The 23,292-nt window shown below is 69.6% G+C and carries 19 protein-coding genes; 8 read left to right on the top strand and 11 right to left on the bottom strand.

Going from position 1 to position 23,292, the window contains the following annotated elements; translation table 11 throughout:
* Positions 1-21: 21 nt before the first annotated feature.
* The 3 genes from F8S09_RS06580 to F8S09_RS06570 all read right to left on the bottom strand — a co-directional run bounded on the left by F8S09_RS06580 (position 22) and on the right by F8S09_RS06570 (position 3,425).
* Entirely contained in the window at positions 22-1,119 is a 1,098-nt protein-coding gene (locus tag F8S09_RS06580; RefSeq protein WP_152870383.1) for a carbohydrate ABC transporter permease, read from the bottom strand.
* Positions 1,120-1,194: 75 nt separating this feature from the next.
* A complete protein-coding gene (locus F8S09_RS06575; RefSeq protein WP_152870381.1) occupies positions 1,195-2,433 on the bottom strand; it encodes an extracellular solute-binding protein in 1,239 nt (412 codons plus the stop codon).
* Positions 2,430-3,425 (bottom strand): LacI family DNA-binding transcriptional regulator, encoded by a 996-nt coding sequence (locus F8S09_RS06570; RefSeq protein WP_152870379.1) that lies wholly within the window; start codon positions 3,423-3,425, stop codon positions 2,430-2,432. Before F8S09_RS06570 ends, F8S09_RS06575 begins: the two co-directional genes overlap by 4 nt.
* Before the next feature lie 369 nt (positions 3,426-3,794).
* Here F8S09_RS06570 and rpoZ point away from each other — a divergent pair, with 369 nt between their 5' ends.
* Positions 3,795-4,094, top strand: coding sequence for a DNA-directed RNA polymerase subunit omega (gene rpoZ, locus F8S09_RS06565; protein WP_152870377.1), 300 nt, complete (start codon positions 3,795-3,797; stop codon positions 4,092-4,094).
* Positions 4,095-4,155: 61 nt separating this feature from the next.
* On the opposite strand, the gene F8S09_RS06560 is transcribed toward rpoZ, so the two are convergent.
* Entirely contained in the window at positions 4,156-5,940 is a 1,785-nt protein-coding gene (locus F8S09_RS06560) for an N-acetylmuramoyl-L-alanine amidase (RefSeq protein WP_152870375.1), read from the bottom strand.
* Between the two features lie 134 nt (positions 5,941-6,074).
* On the opposite strand from F8S09_RS06560, the gene dnaE reads away from it, so the two are divergent.
* On the top strand, positions 6,075-10,076 hold the full coding sequence (dnaE, locus tag F8S09_RS06555) for a DNA polymerase III subunit alpha (RefSeq protein ID WP_152870373.1): 4,002 nt from the start codon (positions 6,075-6,077) through the stop codon (positions 10,074-10,076).
* 63 nt (positions 10,077-10,139) lie between these two features.
* Positions 10,140-11,072 carry a hypothetical protein gene (locus tag F8S09_RS06550; protein WP_152870371.1) on the top strand — a complete coding sequence of 311 codons (933 nt, stop codon included), beginning with the start codon at positions 10,140-10,142 and terminating at the stop codon, positions 11,070-11,072.
* 61 nt (positions 11,073-11,133) lie between these two features.
* Here F8S09_RS06550 and F8S09_RS06545 read toward each other — a convergent pair whose 3' ends face one another.
* From F8S09_RS06545 to F8S09_RS06520, 6 genes are all read right to left on the bottom strand, one after another.
* Complete coding sequence (locus F8S09_RS06545; protein ID WP_152870369.1) at positions 11,134-12,213, bottom strand: type IV pilus twitching motility protein PilT; 1,080 nt, start codon at positions 12,211-12,213, stop codon at positions 11,134-11,136.
* A gap of 49 nt (positions 12,214-12,262) precedes the next feature.
* Complete coding sequence (locus F8S09_RS06540) at positions 12,263-12,727, bottom strand: DUF488 domain-containing protein (protein ID WP_322618606.1); 465 nt, start codon at positions 12,725-12,727, stop codon at positions 12,263-12,265.
* Positions 12,728-12,732: 5 nt separating this feature from the next.
* The gene (locus F8S09_RS06535; protein ID WP_152870364.1) at positions 12,733-13,317 is read right to left on the bottom strand and encodes a DinB family protein; all 585 of its coding nucleotides are present in this window, start codon (positions 13,315-13,317) and stop codon (positions 12,733-12,735) included.
* A 4-nt stretch (positions 13,318-13,321) separates the two neighbouring features.
* Positions 13,322-13,903, bottom strand: a complete 582-nt coding sequence (locus tag F8S09_RS06530; protein ID WP_152870363.1) for a 5-formyltetrahydrofolate cyclo-ligase family protein — start codon at positions 13,901-13,903, stop codon at positions 13,322-13,324.
* 13 nt (positions 13,904-13,916) lie between these two features.
* Positions 13,917-14,795 carry an acyltransferase gene (locus F8S09_RS06525; RefSeq protein WP_322618605.1) on the bottom strand — a complete coding sequence of 293 codons (879 nt, stop codon included), beginning with the start codon at positions 14,793-14,795 and terminating at the stop codon, positions 13,917-13,919.
* 76 nt (positions 14,796-14,871) lie between these two features.
* Complete coding sequence (locus F8S09_RS06520) at positions 14,872-15,657, bottom strand: enoyl-ACP reductase FabI (protein WP_152870361.1); 786 nt, start codon at positions 15,655-15,657, stop codon at positions 14,872-14,874.
* 459 nt (positions 15,658-16,116) lie between these two features.
* Between F8S09_RS06520 and pgeF the strand changes: the two genes are divergently transcribed.
* The 4 genes from pgeF to F8S09_RS06500 all read left to right on the top strand — a co-directional run bounded on the left by pgeF (position 16,117) and on the right by F8S09_RS06500 (position 21,388).
* Positions 16,117-16,884, top strand: coding sequence for a peptidoglycan editing factor PgeF (gene pgeF, locus F8S09_RS06515; RefSeq protein ID WP_152870358.1), 768 nt, complete (start codon positions 16,117-16,119; stop codon positions 16,882-16,884).
* On the top strand, positions 16,881-17,381 hold the full coding sequence (locus tag F8S09_RS06510; RefSeq protein ID WP_322618604.1) for a YqeG family HAD IIIA-type phosphatase: 501 nt from the start codon (positions 16,881-16,883) through the stop codon (positions 17,379-17,381). Before pgeF ends, F8S09_RS06510 begins: the two co-directional genes overlap by 4 nt.
* Positions 17,382-17,421: 40 nt before the next feature.
* A complete protein-coding gene (locus tag F8S09_RS06505; protein WP_322618603.1) occupies positions 17,422-20,091 on the top strand; it encodes an ATPase, T2SS/T4P/T4SS family in 2,670 nt (889 codons plus the stop codon).
* 64 nt (positions 20,092-20,155) lie between these two features.
* On the top strand, positions 20,156-21,388 hold the full coding sequence (locus tag F8S09_RS06500) for a type IV pilus twitching motility protein PilT (RefSeq protein ID WP_152870356.1): 1,233 nt from the start codon (positions 20,156-20,158) through the stop codon (positions 21,386-21,388).
* 10 nt (positions 21,389-21,398) lie between these two features.
* Here the strand turns inward: F8S09_RS06500 and F8S09_RS06495 are convergent, their stop codons facing one another.
* Positions 21,399-22,793 carry a DUF4403 family protein gene (locus tag F8S09_RS06495; RefSeq protein ID WP_152870354.1) on the bottom strand — a complete coding sequence of 465 codons (1,395 nt, stop codon included), beginning with the start codon at positions 22,791-22,793 and terminating at the stop codon, positions 21,399-21,401.
* A gap of 53 nt (positions 22,794-22,846) precedes the next feature.
* On the opposite strand from F8S09_RS06495, the gene F8S09_RS06490 reads away from it, so the two are divergent.
* Positions 22,847-23,278 (top strand): secondary thiamine-phosphate synthase enzyme YjbQ, encoded by a 432-nt coding sequence (locus tag F8S09_RS06490; RefSeq protein ID WP_152870352.1) that lies wholly within the window; start codon positions 22,847-22,849, stop codon positions 23,276-23,278.
* The last annotated feature ends 14 nt before the right edge of the window (positions 23,279-23,292 follow it).

The raw sequence follows: 23,292 nt of genomic DNA, 5'->3' as shown, positions 1-23,292 counted from the left end.
TCCTGACCGTTGCGGTGTTCATCAGCGCACCTCCGAGGGGAAGAAGCGGCGCTGCACGAACACCATCGCCAGGATGATCAGCGCGAGGATGATCGCCGCCGCCGACGCCATGTTCACCGGAGCCGTGCCCGCCTGGAAGGTGTTGGTGTACACGTAATAGGCCAGGGTGATCAGCGTGTCGCGCGGCGCGGCGGAGCCGATCACCGCCACCTGGTCGAACATCTGCATGGTGCCGATCAGGCCCACCGTCACCACGTAAAAGGTCACCGGCCGCAGGTTGGGCACCGTCACGTTGATCAGCTTCTGCCAGGGCGTGGCCCCGTCGATGTCGGCGGCCTCGTAGAGCGCTCCGGGGATGTTCTGAAGTCCCGCCAGGAAAAACAGCATCAGCGTGGGCACCGTGGTGAAGGTGTTCTGGATGACCACCACCAGCAAGGGGATGCTCAGCACCCGCACGCCGCCCAGCGTGATCCACTTGTCCGCGAAGTACTGGTAGTCGAAGGGCGGCACCTCCCGCACCCCGATCACCCCCAGGAACACCAGGGCCGCCGTGACCACCCCCGCCCCCAGCGCACTCACGGCGGCCAGCGCGGGGTCGAACCACCCGGCGGGGTGCCCGGCGCGGCGCTCGAGCAGCACCTGAATGACCTGAGCGACGATCAAACCGATCACGAAGGTCAAGATCAGGGGCTGGTACGCCTGCCACTGGGTGATCAGGTAGTTGGCGACCCCCCGGCGCTGAAAGAGCCACAGGAAGATCAGCGTGATCACCACGCTGCTGGTGATGGACGGCATGTACCACGCCGCGCGGAAAAAGGCCATGCCACGCAGCCGGTTGTTCAGCGCGACCGACATCAAGAGGGCAAAGACGGTCTGAAGGGTTGTGGTCACCACCGCGAACACCAGGCTGTTGGCAAGCGCCCGCCGGAAAGACGGGTCGGCCAGCACCTGCGCGTAGGGCTGCGGCCCGATCACCTGCGGCGTGTTGAACAGGTTGAAGTCGGTAAAGGAGTAATAGATCGCCCGCCCGAAGGCGTAGAAGAAAAAGACCGCGCTCGTGATCAGGAAGGGCGCGAGAAAGAGGTAGGCGGTCGCCGTGACTTGGCCTCGTCGGAACATGGGCACGCCTCCTTCCGGGGGGTCCGGGAAAGCCGGGCGCCCCTGTTTAGAGTGGCCCGGCTCCCCTGAGAGCCTCTAGCGGCGCTGGAAGGTGGTCATGTCCGCCTGCGCCTTTTTCAGCGCGTCGGCGGCGCTGCGCTGCCCGCTCAGGACGGCGGCGAGGGCCTCGTTGATGGGCTTGGCCCAGTCGGGTCCCTGCGGCCCGAAGGTAAAGGCGCGGACGTTGCCGTCGTCGGCCCCGGCAAAGACGAGGCGGGCATTCTGGGCGCCGGGATCGGTCTTCTTGAAATAGGCGTTGTTAGTCAGCGAGGAGCGGCTGGGAATCGCCAGGCCCTGCTCCAGCACGTACTGCTGGGCCTGGGCACTCGTCAGCAGGTTCAGGACCTTGACGGCGGCGGCCCGGTTCTTGGTCCCGGCGTTGATCGCCCAGCCCACGGTGTACAGCAGGTTGCCGCGCTGGCCGGTCTTGTTGTTCTTGGGCATCAGCGCGGTGCCGTAGCGCAGGTTGGGGGCGGTGTCGCGCAGGAAGTTCACGATCCAGCCGCCCTCGAAAACGACCGCGACCTTGCCGGACTTCAGGCAGTCGCCGCCCCAGCCCGCCGAGAGTTCGCTGGGGGTCACGCCGACCTTGTCCCGCGCCAGTCCGGTGTACCAGTTAAAGGCTTCCGCGAAGCGCGGGTCGGCGAGGTTGGTCCGGCCATTGCTCCCAAACTGCTGCCAGCCGGTCGCGTAGGCGAAGGCCCCGAAGCGGTCGAAGTTGGGCGGCAGGCAGGTCCCGTAATAGTCGTTGCCCAGCCGCTGCTTGACCTGCCGCAGCTTGGTCGCCAGGCTGGTCCAGGTGTCATTGTTGTTGGGATAGGCGACCTTCGCCTCGTCGAACAGATCGCGGTTGTACACCATCGTCAGGGTGTTGAAGTCCTTGGCGACGGCGTACAGGCGCCCATTGCGCGTAAAGGCCGTGTTCAGGCTCTTGATAAAGGGGCTGGTGTTCACCACCCCGTTGAGCGCCAGGATCTTGCGGGTCGCCACGAAGCCGTCAAGCGTCTCGGCGGGGAGGTACATCACGTCCCCGGCGGTTCCAGCGGCGAGCAGGGTGCTGAGCTGCTGGTTGTAGTCGCCCTGCAGCGGCTGGTAGGTCACCGTGACCCCCTCGCGGGCCATCACGGGGCGCACGAAGCGGTTGATCAGGTCGTTGACGAGCGCCTGATCGGTGCCGCCGTAGCCGTTGATCTTGATGGTACGGGTCGCGGTCTGCGCGGCGGCCGTGGAGGCGAGCAGGGCGAGGCCGAGGGTCAGGCAAAGGGCTCGGTTCATGGGGTTCCTCCGGGGGGGGGCGCGGGGGCGGGAGCGACCGTCGCGCCGGGCACGAGGTGAACGGGAACGACTTCGCCACGGGGGGGGCGCCCCGAGGTGGCCTCCTGCACGAGGGAGAGCGCGGTGCGGGCGATGCGCCCGATGTCCTGCGCGACGGTGGTGAGGCGGATGGGCAGTGGCAATTCGGGCAGGCCGTCGAAGCCCACGACCGACACGTCCCCCGGCACCCGCAGCCCCAGGTCCTCCAGGGCAGCGATGGCACCGGCGGCACTTTCGTCGCTCTGGGCGAACAGCCCGGTCGGGCGCAGGCCTCCCTCCCAGGCCCGGCGGGTGGCCCGGTAGCCCCCCAGCACAGTGAAGTCCGCCTCGATGACGTGGGCGCGGGCGCCCGCCGCTTGCGCCGCCCGCCGGAAGCCCCGCTCGCGGTCCTGGGCCACCTGGCTGTCCCCCGCGCCGAGGTAGACCAGGTCGCGGTGCCCAGCCCGCAGAAGCTGCTCGGTCGCCAGCGCCGCCCCGCCCTCGTCGTCGGGCGCGACCCAGAAGAATCCAGGCTGGTGCCCGATCAGCACCGCTGGAACGCCGCGCTCGCGCAGCAGGCTCAGGCGGGGATCGTCCCCGGTCGCGTGCATGACGAGGACCGCACTGGGCAGCCGGGCCAGCCGGGTCAGGTCCGCCCGCAGGTTCACGAGCTGCACGCCGTGCGAGGCGGTGTGCTCTTCCAGCGCGTGCCGGAACAGCACGTGGTAGGGGCTGAGCAGGGGGTCACCGGAAGCGAACGACAGTCCCAGCGTCCGCCCGGTGCGCCAGCTCAGGTGCCGGGCCGCCGGGTCGGGCACGTACCCCAGGTGGGCCATCACCTCCTGGACCCGCTGCCGGGTCGGCGCAGCGACGGTGGCGTGACCGTTGAGGACGCGGCTGACCGTGCCCTTGCTGACTCCGGCCGCCTGCGCGATGTCGTCGATGGTTGGGCGTGTTCTGGACACAGGCTTCATCGTCGGCGCTCCCCTCTGCCGTTGTAAGCGGTTACAAACGCCACGGCTCGGCTGGGCTTGGCAGGCCCTGGATCATTTGTAAGCGGTTACAAGGTCATTGTCACCTTTCCGCGCAGTCTGTCAAGAGGGGGCGCGGCAGAGCTGTTGGAAAGGCAAGCTCCCCACGCCTCCGGGGCGCCAGAGGACCCCTGGCCTCTGCGGCGACCGGCACTGGGAGCTGGATGTAGAAAGCGTGGCCCTCTGCTGCCCCTGTCCCGCTCCGGTGGGCTAGACTGAGCGGCTGAGTATGCCCGCCCACCAGGGGCAGGCCGGATGCCCGGTTTCTTCCGCCCAGACCAGGACGGACGCCGGATGAAAGGGGTTCTTCACATGGCCGAACAGGATATCGACAAGCTTCTTTCCCTGACCGACAGCAAGTACCGCCTGTCGGTCGTCACCGCCAAGCGGGCGCTGCAACTGCGCTCGGGGGCGCCCAGCGTGCTGCCCGTCGAGCAGCGGGTCCGCACCCGCAACCTCGTCACGCAGGCGATGCGCGAACTCGCCACCGGCAAGCTCACGGTGGGCACCGAGCTGATGGACGAGCCCCGCTTTCATCAGGACTACGTGCGCCAGCGCCAGGCCCAGCTTCAGGCGCAGCTCAATGCCGAGCGCGAACGCGAACGCGACTGAGCAGCAAAAAAGAAAAAAGGAGGGACACCGCGCGGCTGGCGGTGTCCCTCGCATTTGGGGCCTAGTTCCCGCCGATTGGGCCGCTGGCCGAGACGCCCCCCACCAGCGCGGCGCGGATGCCCTGCGCGATGCCGAGCGCCACCCGGTCGAGGTAGTTGGTGTCCTTGAGGTTCAGGCCGTCGACCGGGTGGCTGGTATAGCCGATCTCGACCAGGGCGGCGGGAATGCGGCTCTCGCGCAGCACGGCGAGCGAGCGGTTGCTGCGCAGGCCCCGCGAGTAGGCGCCGGTCGCCTCCACCATATGCTGCTGCAGCAGGCCCGCCAGCGAACTCGACAGCGGGTGGTTGCCGTTCCACCACGTCTCGATGCCGTAGCCGCGCAGGGCGGTGCTGGCGTCCATCGCGTTGACGTGGATGCTCACGAACAGTTGGGTGCCCGCCGCCCGGCCCACCCCGGCCCGCAGGTCGAGGTCGGTGCTCTTGGTGGGATGCAATTCGCGGTCGCTGTCGCGGGTCAGCACCACGTCCACGCCCGCCGCCCGCAGCAGCTCGCGCACCCGCAGCGCCACGTCCAGTGTGACCTGCTTCTCGACGACCGAGCCGACCGCGCCGGGGTCCTTGCCCCCGTGCCCGGCGTCGATCACCACGCGCGGCTGCACGAGGCTGGTGCTGAGGGCCAGCAGCGCCGTGCCCCGGCTCACCGGGGTGGGTGGAACCGCCGCGACCACTTTCTCGCGCGGAGTCAGCGGCGTCAGGTTTGCGAGCGCGGGGGAGAGGTCGATCGCCAGCCGCGAGAGGGCGCTGCCCTCCAGCGGCGGCACCAGCAGCGCCCGCCAGCCGCTGCGCTCGGTCAGCGGCGTGCCGGTCAGCAGCGTCACCGTGACCCCGTTCGTGCCCGGCTCGTAGCGCCAGCCGCGCACCTCGGGGCTGACATTCTGGGCGCTCAGGGCCGCCGCCGTGACCCCGGTCAATTCCACCCGCAGGCCCACCCCGCCGGGAATCAGGCGGTAGGTGGCGCCGGGCGGCAGGTCCAGCACGATGCGGGTCAGGCCCGGATTCTTGCCCACGCGGGGAGCGCCCAGCGCCGTGCCTGCCGCCGCCCCAGGGCTGACCCGGCCCGTCAGGGCACTGGGCTTGCCCGGATCGTGGCCGGGCAGGGCAGGGGGCGACGGCAGCGCCGCCCGGTTCGCGGGAGCAATCGCGTCGCCGGGCGGCAGTTGTTCGGCCAGCGCCTTGGGCACGGGCGGGGTAGCTGTGAGCGTCAGCGGGGGCGCGGCGGGCGTGGTCGCCGTGCGGACCAGCGCCTTCAACGACGCGCTCGCCCCCCCCGACAGGGTCGGCCCGAACTCCAGAATCAAGACCCGCGACCCGGAGGCCAGCGTCGCCTCCGAGGCCCGCCAACCGTCTGTCAGCGAGAGCGGAAAGGGAGTGAACAGGGTGACCGAGCTGTTTCCGGCCCGGTACTCGCTCACGCTGGCCCCCAGCCGGGTGGTCATGGCGGGCATCACGCGGGCACCCTTCACGTCCAGCCGCAGCCCCCCGAAGGTCGGGTTGAGCGTATAGGTCACGCCCGGCGTCAGGTCGAACACCACCCGTGTCTGCGACCCGTCGCTGCTGGTACGTGGGGTGCCGAAGGTGGCCTCGGTCTGGGTCGGCGCCGTGACCGCTGTAGCCGCTGTTGGGCGGGGCGTCGCGGCCGCCGCCGGAGCGGGGGACGTACCGGGGCGCAGGTTGGGAAGAGACTGGGCTGGGGCCGTCCGCTGAAAGGGGTCCGCCTGCGCCCCCGCCCAACACCCCGCCACACCGCACCACAAGACGGATGAGAGGAAGATGGTATGCGGCTTCATGTGTGCGCCCACTGTAATACTTAAGAGTGAGAAGCGCGACCTTCACCGCTCATGAATGTGAGCCTCGGCAGCTTCGGTTTCGTCAAGGCTGAGCGCCACTGACCCGCGCGTCGGCTCCGGCCTAGACTCGGGACATGACCGCCGCCGACGCTGCTCAACCGCCCCTTAGTGGGCACATCCATCTGCCGGACGGCTCCTGCTGCGGCCCTAGCGCCGATAAGAAGCCCAGGTTCGCGCACTTGCATCAGCACACCCAGTACAGCCTGCTTGACGGCGCGGCGAAGCTCAAGGACCTCCTGAAATGGGTCAAGGAGGTCACCCCCAACGACCCTGCCTGCGCGATGACCGACCACGGCAACATGCACGGGGCCGTGCACTTCTACAACTATGCCCAGGCGGCGGGCGTCAAGCCGATCCTGGGTTACGAGGCCTACGTTGTCCCCGGCCACGGCACCCGGCGCGACAAGAAGCCCGGCGTCAGCGGCGAGAAGGGGATCTTTCACTTGACGCTCCTCGCCCGCGACTTCGAGGGGTATCAGAACCTCTGCCGCCTCAGCTCGCGCGGCTATACCGAGGGGTACTACTACAAGCCGCGCATCGACCACGAGCTCTTGCAGGAGCACCACCGGGGCGTGATCGCCTTTTCCGGCTGCCTGGGGTCGGAGGTGCAGCAGCTTCTCCTCCAGGGCCGGGAGGACGAGGCCAAGCAACGCCTGCTGTGGTACCGCGACCTTTTCGGCGAGAACTATTTCATCGAGATTCAGGACCACGGCCTGCCCGAGCAGCGGAAGAACAACCCCATTTTGAAGGCCTGGGCGCAGGAACTCGGCATCGGCCTGGTCGCCACGAACGACGGCCACTACGTCAAGAAGACGGACGCCACCGCCCACGAGACGCTCCTCGCCATCCAGACCAAGGCGACCCTCGCCGACGAGAACCGTTTCAAGTTCCCTTGCGACGAGTTTTACGTGAAGGGGTTGGACGAGATGCAGGCCGCCCTGCCCGTCTCCGAGTGGGGCGAGGAGCCGTTCGACAACACGGCCTATATCGCCTCCATCTGCAACGTGGACCTGCCGGTGGGCAAGAAGCGGCAGTACCAGATGCCTGCCCTCCCCATCCCGGAAGGCCGCACGATGGCCGAGGAACTGCGGGTGCAGACGTACCGGGGAACGGTGAAGCGCTACCCGGCGCACGCGACGGAGGGGCTGCTGCGTGACTACGCCCTGCGCTCGTTGGAAGCGCTGGGAGCGGAGGACAAGGCGAAGGTGCTCGCCCGCGTGAAGGGCTGTGACGCCACCACCTGCGACCTCGAAACCCTGTTCACGCTGCTCGCCTTTATGGGCAGTGAGTGGGAGGCGCGGGGCAAGGCGGCAGGGGAAAAGTACACGAAGTATCCGGCGCTGGAAGTGATGGAGGCGGAGGCTGAGTCGGGAATCTTGCCCGTATATGCCCACGAGGACTGTCGCCGCGCCCGCCAGAAGGACAGCGACACGGCCATCGAACTGGACCCGGAAGCCGACGACACCGAGACGACCCGCACCCACCACGCGCACGCCCTGACCATCCTGCGCCGCGCCGAGTACGAGCTGAGCGTCATCAACAACATGGGCTTCCCCGACTACTTCCTGATCGTCGCGGACTACATCAACTGGGCCAAGGATCAGGGCATCTCGGTGGGGCCGGGGCGCGGCTCGGGCGCGGGGTCGCTCGTGGCCTACGCGATCCGCATCACCAACCTCGACCCGCTGGAGTTCGAGCTGCTGTTCGAGCGCTTCCTGAACCCCGACCGCATCTCCATGCCTGACTTCGACATCGATTTCAACGACGCGCGGCGCGGCGAGGTGATCGGCTACGTGCAGCAGAAGTACGGCGACGACAAGGTCGCGCAGATCGCCACCTTCGGGACGATGGCGAGCAAGGCGTGCCTCAAGGACGTGGCCCGCGTGATGGGGCTGGAATACGCCAAGGTGGACAAGGTGTCCAAGCTCATCCCCATCAAGTTCGGAAAATCGTATTCGCTGGAGCAGGCCCGTGAGGCCGTGCCGGACATCCAGCAGATGCTGGCCGAGGACGCCCAACTGCTCGAAGCCTACGAGTTCGCGCAAAAGCTCGAAGGATTGACCCGCCACGCCTCCGTCCACGCGGCGGGGGTGGTGATCGGCAAGACGCAACTGACCGATCTCGTGCCCGTGATGCGCGATACGTCGGGCGAGGGCATGGTCTGCCAGTACGACATGAAGGCCGTGGAGGACATCGGCCTGATCAAGATGGACTTCCTGGGCCTGCGCACCCTGTCCTTCCTCGACGAGGCCAGGCGCATCATGCGCGAGTCGAAGGGCATCGAGATCGACTTCGACGCGATCCCCTTCGACGACGCCCGGACCTATGAGCTGATGAGCCGGGGCGATACCAAGGGCGTCTTCCAGCTCGAAGGGGCGGGCATCGCGGACGCTTCCCGCCGCCTCAAGCCCCGCCGATTGGCCGACATCATCGCGCTCTCGGCGCTGTACCGCCCCGGCCCGATGGAGAACATCCCCACCTACGTGCGCCGTCACCACGGGGTCGAGGAGGTGGACTACGTCAAGGACGGCTTCCCCAACAGCGCGAAGTGGCTGGAAAAGATCCTGGCCGAAACCTACGGCATCCCCGTGTACCAGGAACAGATCATGCAGATCGCCTCGGAAGTCGCCGGGTTCTCGCTGGGCGGCGCCGACCTCCTGCGCCGCGCGATGGGTAAAAAAGACGCGGAGGAGATGAAGCGTCAGCGGCAGATCTTCGTGGATGGGGCCGAGAAGAACGGGGTGCCGCAGGATGAGGGGAACCGCCTCTTCGACCTGCTGGACGCCTTTGCGAATTACGGCTTCAACAAGTCGCACTCGGCCGCCTACGGAGTCATCACCTACCAGACCGCGTGGCTGAAGGCCAACTACCCGGTCGAGTTCATGGCCGCGCTGCTCACCGTCGAGCGCCGCGACTCGGACAAGGTGGCCGAGTATGTCTCCGACGCCCGCAAGATGGACGTGCGGGTGCTGCCGCCCGACATCAACCGCTCGGCGCCCGACTTCGCCGTGCAGGGCGAGGAAATCCTGTTCGGTCTGTACGCGATCAAGGGGCTGGGCGAGGCCGCCGTCCAGCGGATTCTGGAGGAACGCGAGCGGGGCGGCGCCTTCAAGTCGCTGGCCGACTTCTGCTCCCGCCTGGGCCATAAGGTCTGCAACCGCAAGGCGATGGAATCGCTGATCAAGTCGGGGGCCTTCGACCGCTTCGGAGAGCGGCGGCAGCTTTCCGAGAGCCTGGAAGAAGCGATGGCCTGGGCACAGGGCGCGGCGGCGATGGCGAACAGCGGCATGGACGCCCTGTTCGGCATGAACGAGACGGCCCCCGAGCCACGGCTCAAGTCGGGCGTCGAACCCTACACCGACCTCCAGCGCCTCGCCGTCGAGAAAGAATCGCTGGGCCTCTACATCTCCGGGCACCCGCTGGAGCAGCACGAGGGGCTGCGCGAGGCCGCGAGCTGCCGCATCTCGGACCTCGACGCCTGGTTCACCACCCAGAACGTCGCGCCGGGCAAGCGGGTCAAGGCCGTGCTGGCGGGCATGATCGAGAGCGTGGTCAAGAAGCCCACCAAGTCGGGCGGCATGATGGCCCGCTTCATCCTCGCGGACGAGTCGGGACAGACCGAGCTGGTGGCCTTTTCCCGCGCCTACGACCGTATTCAGGAGAAGCTGGTCAACGACACCCCCGCCCTCGTCATCGTCGAACTCGAATCCGAGGACGGCGGCCTGCGGGCCATCGCGGAGGAAGTGGTCAGCATCGAGCAGCTCGCCGAGGTGCCCAAGGTCATGTACGTGACCATCGACCTGGAGACGGCCAGCCCCGACGCGGTGGGCGAGTTCCAGAGCGTGCTGGATGAGCATGCCGGGGCCATGCCGACCTACCTGCGGCTGGAGACGCCCGAGCAGTTCGTGCTCTACCAGCTCGACCACAACATGGGCAGCCCGGAGGCGATCCGGGTGCTGAACCAGACTTTCCCCTGGGCCGATGCCTACCTCGCCTACGACCAGGGCACCATCCTGGGCCGCTTTGCGCCCAAGCCGCCCGCGTGGATGAACAAGGGGCGGGGGATGCAGGCCTAGGCTAAGGACCGCTCGGCATCCTTGCTCACGCCGCCCTCCGGGGCGGTGTACGCTCCTCCCACCATGACACCCGTGCTGACGCCGCGTCAGGACCTGGCCCTGCGAGTGCTGGCCGCCGCTGCCCTCGTCCTGTTCGCGGTGTGCGGCGGACTGGTGTTCTTCTTGCTGCGGGCGTGGGCGGGGATGCTGGAGGACACGCGGGAGATCGGCATTCCAGCCCTGCACGCCGCGCGAATCCTGCCGCACCTCGCGCTGGAAGTGACCCTGGGCCTGCTCGCGGGCCTGCTCGCGCTGGGGCTTGTGGGCTTCCGGGCGTGGGCGGCGGGCCTGCCGAACTGGGACGACTGGGCGGCGCGGCGGGCCTTTACCGCGGCGACGCAGGGCTTTCGCTGGGTGCTGGGGCTGGGTGTGCTGGTCTTCGTGGGAGTACGCCTGTGGGCGGTGGGGCAACCTCAACCCACCACGCAACTGCTGCCTGCCGGGTTGTATGCCTTCATCACGGTGGTGCTGGCGGTCACGCTGACGGGGCCGATCCTGGGGCTGCTGTGGCGGGGCTTTGGGGGACTGTCGCGCTGGGCGGGCCGGGTGGGGCCGTGGCAGAGGCAGCCCGGACCCTCGGGTGCACTGCACCGGGCCTTGCGGGACGCGACCTCGCCGCTGAAATACGCCGCCGCGCTGCTGCTGGGGCTGGGACTCTGGATGCTGCCCGCGACCCTGTTTCAGGTCACGACTTCCGCGTACCACATCACCGACTTTGACGAGGTGCTGGCCGGTCAGCTTCAGCCCATGATCGCCGTACTGGTGGGCCTGCTGCTGACCACCGGGTTCACGCTGGTGCTATGGCGTTCGCTGGCGCGGCAGGTGTGCCACACGCTGGACGCACAGCGCAGCCTCGTCTCCGAACTGATCTACCGCTCCCCGGTGGCCGAGGTGGACCGCGCCGTCCGCGAGACGCCCGCATCGGTGTTGCGCCGGGCGGTGCGGTCCCCGTACTGACCTTTTCCAAGTGAACCCGGCACGCTCTGACGGTGGGCGTGCCGGGGCTTGGTTCTACGGCTCAGGCGAACTGCGCCTTCATCAGCATGATCTTCAGCTCGTGGGGGCTGGTGGCGGTCTGCATGGCGTCCTCCTCGGTCATCAGCCCCTCGCCGACGAGCTGGGCGAGGTGCTGGTCGAAGGTGTGCATCCCCCTCGCCCCGCCCTCCAGCAGCGCCTGCTTGATCTCGTCGGTGCGCTCGGGGTCCTTGACGCATTCGCGGACGGTGGGGGTGCCCAGCAGGATCTCCATGCCCAGCACCCGGCCCCCGCCCTTGCGCGGCAGCAGGCGCTGACTGACCACCCCGACGAGGCTTTCGGAGAGCCCCAGCCGAATCTGGTCGCGCTCGTGCGGGGCGAAAAAGTCGATGATGCGGTTCACCGTGCGGATCGCGTCCTGGGTGTGCAGGGTCGAGAAGACGAGGTGCCCGGTCTGCGCGGCCGAGAGCGCGGCCTCCACCGTCTCCTTGTCGCGCATCTCGCCGATGAGGATCACGTCGGGATCCTGGCGCATCGCGGCCCGCAGCCCCGCCGCGAAACTCAGCGTGTCGGTGCCGAGTTCGCGCTGCGAGACGAGCGCCCGCTTGTCGCGGTGCAGCACCTCGATGGGGTCTTCGAGCGTGACGATGTTGACGGGCTGCGTCGCGTTGATGTGGTCGAGCAGCGAGGCCAGCGTGGTCGTCTTGCCCGACCCGGTCGGCCCGGTGACCAGCACGAGGCCGCGCTCATGGCCTGCCAGTTCCTCGAAGGTGCCCACCGGCAGGCCGAGGTCCGCGAAACTGGGGATCGCTTTGTCCTCGATCACGCGCATGATCAGGCCCACGCTGCCGCGCTGGTAGTACGCATTGACCCGGAAGCGGGCCACGGCGGGAATGCCATAGGCGAAGTCGGCGTCCCGGCGATTCAAAAAGTCGTCCCACAGGCCGGGGCGACCCATCATCTCGCGGGCGAAAGCCTCGACGTGTTCGGGCATCAGGCGGTCTTCTCCGAAGCGCACGATCTCGCCGTTGACCCGCGCGGCAGGGGCACTCCCGGCCCGCAGGTGGATGTCACTGGCCCCGGCCTTCACGATCACGCCCAAGAGGGCTTGCAGCACGCTCATCGCCGCCCAGCGTAGGGGAGGGAGTCTTACAGCTTTCTACGGCGCTTTGCTACGTCAGCCTGCGTCCCGGAATGTCGAGGTCCACCACCTCGCCCACCAGCCCCAACACCCGCAGGCGGCGGGCGATCAGCGAGCGGTGACAGGTTGTGGGATCGGCCTCGTAGCACAACAGGGCCACCCGGTCCCGCGCGGCCAGGGCGCCGAGGTCCTCCAAGGCTTCCCCCTGGGTGGCGAGGTGCAGGGTATAGGCGGCCTCCAACGCGCGGAAGTCGTGGTCCAGCTTGTACGCCTTGCGAACCGGGGGCGGCGTGCCCAGCGTCCGCAGGTGGCGGTAGCCGATGCCGCGCTCCGCCAGGGCCTGCGAGAGCGCGGTCTTGCTGTAGCCCCGGCGGCGGCTCTGCGCCCGCTCGCGGGTGTCGACCAGCAGCGTTACGCCCGCCGCCTCCAGCGTGGAGAGAAAAGCGCCGGGGTCGGCCCCCTCGTAGCCGACCGTCCAGAGGGTGGGCGGGGCCACGCGGCCTACTCGCCCAGGGCCTTGGCTTCCTTGGCCCCGCGCAGCTTGCGGCTTTCCCCGTCCGCGTGCTGGGTCAGGTAGCGCAGCCAGCCCTTGGGAGTCAGCGACCCCAGCCCGTTGTGCTCGACGGTGGTCCCCTCGGCGGGCGGCGAGGCGTTCAGGCGACGGGCAAGGTCCACCGTCCGCGAGCGGGTCTGGGAGAGGAGGTCCTGCAATTCGCGCAACGTGGTGCCCGCGCCGGGCTTGTAGGGGTGGTGCTCGTCGCGCACGAACTCGCGCTCGCCCAGGGCCACGCGCAGCCGCTCCTGGCCCCAGCGTTCCAGGCCGATGATGTGGGTCAGGAGGCCCCGGTTGGCGGGAGTATCGGCGGCGCGGCCCGCCCGCTGAAAGAGGGCGATCCCGGCCCGCTCCAGTCCCTGGGCGAGTTCGGCATAGCTCTGGCGGGCGGCGGGGCGCTCCAGGGCCTGCGCCACGAACAGTTCCTTCACGTCGTCCTTGCGGTACCGGGCGACGTAGGCGGCCCCGGCGGCCACCCCGACTGTCGCCACAGTGACGACGACGGGCACGAAGACTTTGCTGCGCTTGGTCATGAACTCAGTCTAGAGTTTGCGGACCGGCCTGCACCGAAACGCCCAGTACCCTTCCCGGTAACCCAATCAGCTCTGCCCGCGAGTCCGGCAGGCAGGGCAGGATGTCCGCCAGCATCAGCGGGTGCACCAGCGTGTATTCGGGCAGGCCGAGGCCCAGGCCCCGTGCGCCCCACCCGAAGCCCTTGCCCAGCCGCCCGCCCGCGCGGTCCACGGCGACGCAGGCGAGGACGGCGGCCCCCGCCCCCTCCGGGTGCAGCCTCGGTTCGCCCACCCGCGCCATCGCCCGGAGCTGTGCCCCCGCCGGGTCGCTCAGCCGCCAGTACCACCCCTCGCGCGTCTGATGCGGCACGTAAAGGATCAGGCCCGAGGCCAGAGCGAGCTTGCGCAGCGGGTACAGCACCCGGTCCCCGCCCACGATCAGCGTGCGGTGCCGGGCGACCTCCGGGTGCGAGAGGAGGGCGTGCGCCGCCTCCCGCGCCCCGATGAAGTTGGGGTGGTGCCCGTGCGGCGGCAGCGGGTACGCGCAGGCCCGCTCGCGCATCAGCCGCGTCCAGACCGCCTCACGGTGGGCACCGGGCAGGGTCATGGGCGGCGCAGGGCTAGAGGTCGCCCTCGCCCGGCACGCGGGTCTGGTTGGGCGTGGGGTCGGGAAACTGCGGGTTGGCCTTGCGCCCCGCGTCGTGGGGATGGGTGCGCGAGTCCACCCCATACGCCTCCGGCTGGGGCCGCTCCTTGAAGCGGGTCACGCGGGCAGGCAGCCCCATCGCGATGCCGTGCGGCGGGATGTCTCCGCGCAGCAGGGCGTGGGTGGCGAGCATCGCGTCGTCGCTGACCACGCTGCCCGCCAGGATGGTGGAGTGGTAGGTGATGCGGGCGCCCCGGCCGATCACGGTCCGGCGCAGCGTCACGTCCGGGCCGTCCAGCACCGAGTGCGTGTGGCTGTAGATGTTCACGTAGTCGCTGACCGAGGCCCCATCCTGCAACTCGATGCCGCCGATGTCGTCCAGCAGGACATGGCGGTGGACCACGACGTTGTCGCCCACCTCCATGTTGTAGCCGACCGAGAATTCCACGTTCTGCCAGCATTTGAAGTCGCGCCCCACCCGCCGGAAGATGTGCCCGGCGAGAATCCGCCGCACGGGTATCCCAGTCACCGGGTTCTGGCCGACGGGCGTGAGGTCGAGGTTCTTCCACAGCCACAGCAGCGGCTTGACGCGGGCGAACTGCTCGGCGTCGGTCGCGAGGTAATACTCGGCCTCGAAGGTCACATTCCGCGCGTCGAGGTTCAGGGCCGCGAGGGGCGCGTCCGCAAGGAGTTGCCCATACTCGCGGCCATACATCGCCTGTGCCAGCACCTCGCGGGCCACCCCATTGCGGTCGGTCGCCGGGTCCGCGAGCCTGGCTTCCAGGTCCCGCAGAAACTCGTTATACGCGGCCTGCGCGTCTCCATCGATGCTCACCGGCTTCAGCCACGTCACGCCCGCCACTGTAGCGCGTGAACCGGGGGCTACTGTGGGAAGTAAAGCAGGGTTGAGGCCGGGCGCGGCCAGGCGGTCACTCCAACTTCATGGTCATGATGTTCGCCCCGGCGTCCACATACACCGTTTGCCCGGTCACGCCGCTGCCCAGGTCCGAGAGCAGGAAGAGGGCCAGCTTGCCCACCTCCTCGGGGGTGGCGTGGCGGCCCAGGGCGGCGCGGCGTCCGGCCTCGTCGTACAGGCCGCTGAAGCCGGGGATGGAGCGGGCCGCGACCGTCCGCATCGCCCCGGCGCTGATGGTGTTCACCCGCACGTCCATCTTGCCCAGGTCGGCGGCGAGGTAGCGGGTGGCGGCCTCCAGCGCCGCCTTCGCCACGCCCATCACGTTGTACTTGGGCACGACCTGCTGCGAGGCGTGGTAAGTCAGGCTGACGATGCTTCCGCCGGGGCGCAGCAAGGGTTCGGCGTGGCGGGCCGCGCTCACCAGCGTGTAGGCGCTGACGTTCAGGGCGGTGTTCCAGTCTTCTGGCGTGGTGGCGATAAAGCGGCCCTCCATCGCGGGGCGCGGCGCGTAGGCGATGGAGTGGACGAGGTAGTCCAGATGCCCGAATTCCGCCTTCACGCGGGCGAACAGCGCGGTCAGGTCCTCCTCGCTCGTCGCGTCGGCCTGCTGGGTCCACACGCCCTCCCGCCCCACGAGGAGCTTGTCGAGTTCGCCCTTGAGGCGCTCGCCCTGGTAGGAAAAGCCCACCCGGCATCCGGCCTGGAGGAGGGGTTCGGCGATGGCCCAGCCCAGGCTGCGGGCGTTTGCCACGCCCATTACCAGGGCCGTCTTGCCGGAGAGGTCAATCGTCAGACTCATGGGGGCGACTGTAGCAACGCGGCGGGGGCGGGCGTTGGAGTGGGTGCAAGGAAAGAGGGGGCGGGAGAGGAATGGGGTTTCGATTCGCGTCGGTGGCCTCCCCCCCCAGCCCCCTCCCCAGAGGAAAGGGGGGAGCGGCGTGGCGCTGGGCAAAGGTCGTTCCCCCATGCTCCGGCGTCGCTTGCCTCGTCGCGGTTTCCCCCTCCACGCCCTTCTGTCGCCCAGCGGGCGGCCTCGGCGCGTCCGCGCCGAACGGCTCGTCTGCCTGGAACGTGAGCTTGAGGGGTGGGGACGTTTCGGGCGGCTGATACAAGGAGAGAGACGGCCTCGGCAAAAGCAGCAGTGGACCCCTCAGCCCCGCCAGGTCCTCCAGCGGCCAGCCGGGAGCTGGAAGCTGGCGGCTTCCCCACCCCCTCCACACCCCCGCCGGGGGGCTTGACCGTCAGAATTCGGTGAGACATGCGCCCCGATACTGACCCCCTGATGCTCCTGCGCTCCCCCGCCCTCCCGCTGCCCCACGCGTTCACCACGCGGACGGGCGGCGTGTCGCTGGGGGCGTATGCAGGCCTGAACCTCGACGACCGCGAGGACGACCCGCAGGCGGTGGCCGAGAACCGCCGCCGGGTGGCCGAGGCGCTGGGCTTCGCGCCCTCGCGGGTGGCCCGCCTGAACCAGTTTCACGGCACGGATGTCCTTGAAGCGCGGCCCGGCGTGCAGGACGGCGACGCGCTGGTGAGCACCGAGCCGGGGTTGCTCCTAGCCATCGGGACCGCCGACTGCTACCCCATCCTGCTGGCGGACGAGGCCGCCGGGGTTGTGGGGGCCGCCCACGCGGGCTGGCGCGGCACGCTGGGCCGCATCGCCGCCCGCACGGTGGAGGCGATGGTGGCGCGGGGGGCCACTCCGGCGAACATCCGCGCCGCCGTCGGCCCCGGCATCTGCGGCGAGCGGTACGCGGTCGGCGGGGACGTGGCCCAGCAGTTTCAGGACGCGGGCCTAAGTGACTTCGTGATGGAGCGGGAAAAAGGGCCGCACCTCGACCTCGTCGGGGCGAACCGGGCGGTGCTGCTCGCGGCGGGCCTCTCGCCCCAGCATGTCTGGGTCAGCGGGCGCTGCTCGACGGAAGGAGACTTTTACTCCTACCGCCGGGACGCGGGCCGCACGGGCCGGATGTGGGCTGTGATCGGCTTGCCGGACCCCTCCGGCTCGGCGGGGGTGGACGCGTGAGCCTGCTGCGCCCCCGCGACGTGCTGCCCCACGTTCACGACATCACCCCCGAGTTCCTGGCGGCGCGGGGATTGCGTGGGCTGCTGCTGGACCTCGACAACACCTTGATTCCCTACGGCAGCTATGAGGAACGGGCCGACGTGATGGCCTGGGCCGCCGAGCTGCGCCGCTCCGGCATCCGGCTGTACCTCCTGAGCAACGCGACGGGGAGGCGTGCCCGCTTCTGGCTGGACAAACTCGGCTTCGAGGGCGTCGGCATGGCGGGCAAACCCAATCCCCGCGCCTTCCGGCAGGCGCTCGGCAAGCTCGGGCTGCCGCCCCATCAGGTCGGCATGGTGGGGGATCAGGTCTTTACCGACATCCTCGGGGGCAACCTCGCGGGGATGCACACCATCCTCGTTCACCCCCTGGCCGACAACGCCCTGCCGCACACCCGCGTGACCCGCAAGCTCGAGCGGGCCGTTCTCAAGCGCTACGGACACGACTGGCGGGCCTAACTCCCGCATTCCCTTCCCCCTTTTCCCTACAGGAGACACAGTGGCACTTTCCATCGGCGACCGGAGACTCGGAGCGATCCTGCTCGAACAGGGTTACGTCAGCGACACCGAACTGCAAAAGGCGCTCGTCCGGCACGCCGAGGTCGGCGGGCGGCTGGCCGACATCCTGATCGACTCCGGGCAGGTCGGCGAGAAGCGCATCGCGCGGGCCATCGAGGAAGCGCTGGGCATTCCGCTCGTCAACCTGCTGGTGGTCACGCCGGAGTCGGCGGCGGTCGGGGCGGTGCGGGCACAGACGGCGCAGCGGGTGGCCGCGTTCCCCTTCGCGCGGGAGGGCGACACGCTGCGGGTGGCGTTTGTGGACCCGCTGTCCAGCCTCGCCATCGAGGCGCTGGAGGACGACTCGGGCCTGAACATCGAGCCGTACCAGGCCCTGCGTGATCAGGTGCTGTGGGCGATCGCCACTTACTACCCGGAACTCGGACTGGACGTGGCCCTGCCCGGCGAGGAGAGCGGCGACGCGAACGGCGGGCAACTGGGCCGCTTGCTCATCACGCGCGGGCTGATCACCGACGCGCAGCTTCAGGTGGCGCTCGACGCCCAGCAGCAGACCGGTGAATCGCTGGGCGCGACGCTGGTGGCCCAGGGCGCCCTGACCGAGGACCGCCTCTACGAGGTGCTGGCCGAGCAGGCGGGTGCCCCCTACCTGCCCGACACGCGCGGCCTCCAGCCCCCGGAAGAGGTGCTGGGGGCGCTGCTGCGGGCGGACGCCCTGCGGCTTTCGGCGGTGCCGGTCGAGGAGACGGCGGCGGGTGTGACGGTCCTGACGAGTGACCCCCGCCGCCGCGAGGAACTCGGAGCCCTGATCGGCCGCCCGGTGAGCCTGGTGCTGGCCCGCCCGCGCGAGGTCGAGGCCCTGATCGAGCGCTGCTACCCCCAGCGCACCCGCCTGGGCGAGCAGATGGTGCAGCAGGGGACCCTCTCGCGCGGGCAACTGCGCGAGGCCTTGCAGGTCCAGGCCCGCGGCGGCAAGGTCAAGCCGCTGGGCGAGGTGATTGTCGAGCTGGGCTTCGCCACTCCCGGCGACATCGACGGGGCGCTGCAAAAGCAGAACGCGGGGGGCGGGCGGCTGGAAGACACGCTGGTGCAGTCGGGCAAGCTCAGCCCCGAGATGCTGGCCCGCTCGCTGGCCGCGCAGCTCGGCTACGAGTACCTCGACCCCGGCCAGAACCCGCCCGACGCGGCGGTGGCCCTGCTGATCCCCGAGGCGACCGCCCGGCGCTACGGGGTGGTGCCAGTCAGGTTGCAGGGCGAGTCCCTGATCGTGGCGATGAAGGACCCGCGCAACGTGTTCGCGCTCGACGACCTCAAGCTGATCACGGGCCGCGAGATCATCCCGGCGGTGATGGCGGAAAAAGACATCACCCGCCTGATCGAGCGCTACCACGGCAACAAGGACATGGCGGCGCTCAACCAGAAGCTCGCCGCCGAGAGCCGGGCGCGGGAGGCCAAGCGGGAGGACGTGGACCTCTCGGCCGGGCTCGACGACAACGCCGTCGTGCGGGTGGTGGACCAGATTATCCGCGAGGCCGCCCTGCAAGACGCCTCCGACATCCACATCGAGCCCACCCAGACCTCACTGCGGGTGCGCTACCGCATTGACGGGGTGTTGCGTGAGCAGCCCGAGCTGCCGCGCGGGAGCTCCCAGAGCGTGCTGGCCCGCATCAAGATCATGGGGAACCTCGACATCTCCGAGCGCCGCCTGCCGCAAGACGGGCGCGTGCGCTTCAAGAAAGGCTCCATCGACATCGACCTGCGGCTCTCGACCCTGCCCACCGTGTACGGCGAGAAGGCCGTGATGCGCCTGTTGCAAAAGGCCGAGAACATCCCCGAAGTCGAGCAGCTCGGCTTTTCCGCGCACAACTTCCAGCGCTACCTCGACGTGATCGAGAAGCCCAACGGCATCTTCCTGGTGACGGGGCCGACGGGGTCGGGCAAGTCCTTTACCAGTTTCTCGACCCTCAAGCGCATCGCCCGGCCCGAGAAGAACACCACGACCATCGAGGACCCCATCGAGTACGAGATTCCGGGCATCGTGCAGTCGCAGGTCAACTCGGTGGCCGGGATGACCTTCGCCCGTGCCCTCCGCGCCTTCCTGCGCCAGGACCCCGACATCATCTTCGTGGGCGAAATCCGCGACACCGAGACGGCCAAGATCGCCACCGAAGCGGCGCTGACCGGCCACCTCGTGCTGGCGACCCTGCACACCAACGATGCGCCGGGGGCCATTACCCGTCTGGATGAAATGGGCGTGGAGCCCTTCAACATCTCCGCGTCGGTGATCGGGGTGCTCGCGCAGCGGCTGGTGCGCCGGGTGTGCTCCGAGTGCAAGCAGCCCACCAACGCCGACCCCGACGTGCTGCGCCGCCTGGGACTCGCCGAGGAGGAGGTGCGCGGGGCCTCGCTCGTGCGCGGGGCGGGCTGCCCGCGCTGCGGCGGCACCGGTTACAAGGGCCGCATGGGGATTCACGAACTGATGGTGATCGACGACCCGCTGCGCCGCGCCATCGGGGCCGGGCAGACCGCCTCCGAGCTGCGCGACGTGGCCCTGGCCGAAAGCAGCATGAAGACGCTGCGCCAGGACGGCATCGAGAAGGCGCTCGCGGGCCTGACCACCCTCGAAGAAGTGCTCGCGGTGACGGCGGGGTAAGAGCCGCCAGCCTTCCACGGCCTACTCCCCACTCCCCTCCAAACGCCACACGCCGAGGTAACCGATGACCCTAGCCACTCCCGACATCACCGACATCCTGCGTTTCGCCGCCGAGAAGGGCGCGTCCGACATCATCCTGACGGTGGGGCTGCCGCCGCAGTTCAAGCTCAGCGGGACCTACGAGGTGCAGCAGGGAATGAGTCCCCTCGCCGCGACCGAGACGCGCAAGCTGATGTACTCGATGATGAACGAGCGCCAGCAGCGCACCTTCGAGGAGAAGCGAGAACTGGACTTCTCCTTCGCACTGGGCGAAAAGGCCCGCTTCCGTGTGAACGCCTTTATGCAGCGCGGCTTCGTGGGGGGCGTGATGCGCCTGATTCCGACGACCATCCGCAGCGCCGCCGAGATGGGGTTGCCGCAGAACATCACCGACATCGCCAACGCGCCGCGCGGGCTGGTGCTGGTGACCGGGCCGACCGGGTCGGGCAAGTCGACCACCCTGGCCGCGATGATCGATCACATCAATGTCACCAAAAAGCTGCACATCGTGACCATTGAGGACCCCATTGAGTTCATGCACTCTCACAAGCAGAGCATCGTGAACCAGCGCGAGATCGGGTCGGACACCCTGAGCTTCGAGGACGCGCTGCGGGCCTCCTTGCGCCAGGCCCCCGACGTGATTCTGGTGGGCGAGATGCGCGACTACGAGACCATCCGTGCGGCCGTGACCGCCGCCGAAACCGGGCACCTCGTGATGGGCACCCTGCACACCAACTCGGCGCCCGAGTCCATCGACCGCATCGTGGACGTGTTTCCCGAAGAGCAGCAGGAGCAGATCCGGGTGCAGCTTGCCAACAACCTCGTCGCCGTGATGACCCAGCAGCTCCTGCCCCGCGCCGACGGTCCGGGCCGGGTCCTCGCCTACGAACTGCTGATTGCCAACCCGGCCGTCCGGGCGCTGATCCGCGAGGGCAAGACCTTCCAGATCGTCTCCACCATGCAGACCGGGGCACGCGAGGGCATGGTCACGATGGACGCCTTCTTGGCGAACCTCTACCGCCGCCGGGTGATCTCCTACGAGACGGGCGTGGCCCGCGCCGTGGACCCCAAGGAGTTCGCCCGCCTCGCCAACGACCCCAGCGCGGGGGTGGGCGGCGCGACCTACACGCCGCCTGCGGCTCCGGCAGCACCTGCCCCGGCTCAGCCTGCGGGGGCGTCTCTGGGACGGACGGCAGCGGGGACGGGCACGACCACGACCCAGTCGGGAACGACGGGGACGCAGTTCGGGCGGCGCTGAGACCCCGGCTCTAGCGCACCTTCCCCGCATCCACCGCTGCCGCGAGTTGCCCCCCAGCGGCGGCGGTCACGACGAGGGCTTCCGGGGTCACATTCAGCCCGGTCAGCCGCAACTCGCCCACCTTGCCCGTCAGGGTCACGCCGGGGACGGGCGTGAAGGGGAGCCGCGACTGCACCTGCCCCCGCGCCTGTGTGAGTTGCGGCGTGAGGTCGAAGCGGGCCGCCCCCCGCAGATAGGCCTGAGCGCGGGCGTCGGCCAGCCAGCCCACTACCCGCCCGGTCAACCCCTCGCGGCGGGTGACGACGGTAGGGTCACGTAGGGTGACCACCCGCCCGGAGGCGTCCAGCGCGGGCACGCCCGACACGTCGGCGGTGGCCCGCACGCTGAGGCCCAGCGGGCCGGAGACGCGCACGGTGACGGCGGCGTTCAGTCTGGGTCCCCGGCCTGTCACCACGACGTTCTCGACCCGCAGGGTGGGGGAGAGGGGCAGCGGCAGGGTCAGGGTCCGCGCGGCGGCGGCGCGGGTCGCGGCCCGCGACAGCTCCGGGTAGGGCAGGCGCACGGGCAGGGCGAGGGCCACGCCCGGCGATGGCGGCTCGGCCACCCGCAGCGGGGGCAGGGGGACGGACGGCTGTGCGGGCGCCCGACCCAGCCCCGCCGCGAGGTCGAAGGTCGCGCCCAGCGTGAGTTTCAGCGCGTCCCCGGTGAAGCGGAAGGGGCTGACGGTCAGGGTACGCGGCGTGACGCGGGCGTAGGCGGGTTCTGGCGCCGGAAGCGTCCAGGGCTGCCCCGCCCGCGCCCACAGCGCCCCGGCGCGGTCCCGCAGGTCGGCGCCCTCGCGCACCGCCCGCTCGATGTCGGCGGTCACGCGGTCCAGCGCCGCCCGCACCTGTCCGTCCACCAAAGACTGCACGCTAACCCGCACGCCGGGCGTCAGCTCTACACTCAGGGGGTCGGTCCACTCCACCGTCCCCACGACCTTCACCCCGGCCTGCCAGTCGGCCCCGAGGGTGGGCGTCAGGCGCAGGCTCACCGTCGCCTCGCCGCCGAAATCGCGGCCCAGGGCCGACCCCAGCCCCTGGCCCTCGGCGCGGAAGGCGGCCCGCAGCGGCACGCGCACCAGCAGGGCGTCCCCCTCCGGCGCGGCCCCCACCCGCACGTGCCCGGTGCGGGTGACCGTCCCCGTGAGGCGCACCGTGAGCAGCCCGCCCGCGAGGGGCCGCGTCTCATCCAGCCGGGCGAACTCGGCGGGGACGCGGGCGTTGGCCGCCGCCTGCACGCCAGAGAGCGGCACCGTGACGGGCAGGACCAGCGAGGAACGCGGCACGCTCTGGGCCTGAGCTTGGGTGGGGGCGGGGGCGGTCATCAGGGCAGTGGACAGCAGCGGGATGAGAAGGCGTCGCATGGGCTGGGGCTCAGGCTAGGGCCGGGCCATGAGCGCTGGGTACGCTGGCGGGCATGTGGGCACAACACGACCTCCGGCTCCGGCCCCTCCCGCGTGGCTTTCACCTCATCACCCGCGAGGTCGCCGCTGCCGTGCCCGAACTCGCGCGGGTGCGGGTGGGCCTCCTGCACGTCTTCATCACGCACACCTCGGCCAGCCTCGCCCTGAACGAGAACGCCTCGCCGGACGTGCGGCGCGATTTCGAGCGGTATTTCAACCACCTCGTACCCGACGGCTGGCCGGACTTCGAGCACACGGACGAAGGCCCCGACGACATGGCCGCGCACGTCAAGGCCAGCCTGCTGGGGCCGTCGCTGACCCTGCCCGTGCGCGGGGGGCGGCTGGCGCTGGGAACCTGGCAGGGCATCTACCTGTGCGAGCACCGGAACGACGGGGGAGCGCGGCGGCTGGTGCTGACCTTGCAGGGCGAGGAGGGCCAGAGCTGAGAGGACCAGCCGGG

Origin of the sequence: Deinococcus terrestris (genome assembly GCF_009377345.1) — a bacterium.
Classification (GTDB): Bacteria; Deinococcota; Deinococci; order Deinococcales; family Deinococcaceae; genus Deinococcus; species Deinococcus terrestris.
The sequence above is the reverse complement of the archived record's forward strand: the minus strand, read 5'-3'. Positions and strand labels throughout refer to the sequence as shown.